At 66.1% G+C, this 1,522-nt stretch carries 1 pseudogene; it reads right to left on the bottom strand.

The window, feature by feature from the left end:
• Nucleotides 1–1,512 (bottom strand): annotated as a pseudogene (treS, locus tag AAW14_RS39295) (maltose alpha-D-glucosyltransferase); the annotation flags it as partial.
• Nucleotides 1,513–1,522: the final 10 nt, after the last annotated feature.

Raw genomic sequence — 1,522 nt, 5'->3', positions numbered from 1 at the left:
CTTGCGGAGCCGGAACCAGTAGAAGCCGTGGCCTCCGAGGGTGAGCAGGTAGGGCAGTTCGCCGATGGCCGGGAAGCGGACTCCGCCGATCAGTTCCACCGGGTGTCTGCCGCTGAACCGGCTCAGGTCCAGCTCGGTCGGCTGCGCGAACCGGGAGAAGTTGTGCACGCACATCACCAGGTCGTCCCCGTGCTCCCGCAGGAAGGCGAGCACGGCCGGATTCGAGGAGGTCAGCTCGGTGTAGGAGCCCAGACCGAACGCCGGGTTCTGCTTGCGGATCTCGATCATCCGCCGCGTCCAGTGCAGCAGCGACGACGGCGACGACATCGACGCCTCGACATTGGTCACCTGGTAGCCGTAGACCGGATCCATGATCGTGGGCAGATACAGCCGCCCCGGATCGCACGAGGAGAACCCGGCGTTGCGGTCCGGGGTCCACTGCATCGGGGTGCGCACCGCGTCCCGGTCGCCCAGCCAGATGTTGTCGCCCATGCCGATCTCGTCGCCGTAGTACAGGATCGGCGAGCCGGGCAGGGACAGCAGCAGCGCGGTGAACAGCTCGATCTGGTTGCGGTCGTTGTCCAGCAAGGGCGCCAGGCGGCGGCGGATGCCGATGTTGGCACGCATGCGCGGGTCCTTGGCGTACTCCGCCCACATGTAGTCACGTTCCTCGTCGGTGACCATCTCGAGGGTGAGTTCGTCGTGGTTGCGCAGGAAGATGCCCCACTGGCAGTTCGAGGGGATGGCGGGGGTCTTGGCCAGGATCTCGGAGACCGGGTAGCGCGACTCGCGGCGCACCGCCATGAAGATGCGCGGCATGACCGGGAAGTGGAAGGCCATATGGCACTCGTCGCCGCCGCTTCGGTAGTCGCCGAAGTAGTCGACCACATCCTCGGGCCACTGGTTCGCCTCCGCCAGCAGCACCGTGTCCGGGTAGTGCGCGTCGATCTCCTTGCGCACCCGCTTGAGGAACTCGTGCGTCGCCGGCAGGTTCTCGCAGTTGGTGCCTTCCTGCTGGTAGAGGTAGGGCACCGCGTCCAGCCGGAACCCGTCGATGCCCAGGTCCAGCCAGAACCTCAGCGCGGAGGTCATCTCCTCCTGGACGGCCGGGTTTTCGTAGTTCAGGTCCGGCTGGTGGGAGAAGAACCGGTGCCAGTAGTACTGTTTGCGGACCGGGTCGAAGGTCCAGTTGGAGGCCTCGGTGTCGACGAAGATGACCCGCGCGTCCTGGAACTGCTTGTCGTCCTGCGCCCAGACGTAGTAGTCGCCGTAGGGGCCCTCGGGGTCGTTGCGGGACTCCTGGAACCACGGGTGCTGGTCGCTGGTGTGGTTCATCACGAAGTCGATGATCACCCGCATGCCCCGCTGGTGCGCGGCGTCCACGAACTCCACGAAGTCCGCCAGGTCCCCGAACTCCGGCAGTACCGCCGTGTAGTCGGAGACGTCGTAACCACCGTCGCGCAGCGGGGACTTGAAGAACGGCGGCAGCCACAGGCAGTCCACGCCCAGCCACTAGATCGGA

The sequence above is a fragment of the Streptomyces hygroscopicus genome, assembly GCF_026168105.1.
Lineage (GTDB): Bacteria > Actinomycetota > Actinomycetes > Streptomycetales > Streptomycetaceae > Streptomyces > Streptomyces hygroscopicus_D.
The sequence above is the reverse complement of the archived record's forward strand: the minus strand, read 5'-3'. Positions and strand labels throughout refer to the sequence as shown.